Below are 242 nucleotides of genomic sequence, written 5' to 3' on the forward strand. Positions count from 1 at the left end.
AGAACCGCCTCGCCACCTCCCTCGCCGACTTCGTCGACATCGGCTTCGACACCCTCGCCCAGCTGACCCACCGGCTGTCCCACCAGCTCACGCACCGGGAGACCCGTCACCCATGACCCATATCGCCGTGCTCGGCAGCACGAACATGGTCCTCGTCGCGTACGTCGCGAAGGCCCCGCAGCGCGGGGGGACCGTGACGGGACGGGAGTTCCGTACGATCCCCGGGGGCAAGGGCGCCACCC

1 pseudogene is annotated in these 242 nt (G+C 70.2%); it reads left to right on the forward strand.

The window, feature by feature from the left end:
• Positions 1-112 precede the first annotated feature (112 nt).
• Positions 113-242 (forward strand): annotated as a pseudogene (locus tag KVT44_RS59810) (ribokinase); the annotation flags it as partial.

It is taken from the genome of Streptomyces sp. GbtcB7, assembly GCF_019091445.1.
Lineage (GTDB): Bacteria > Actinomycetota > Actinomycetes > Streptomycetales > Streptomycetaceae > Streptomyces > Streptomyces mirabilis.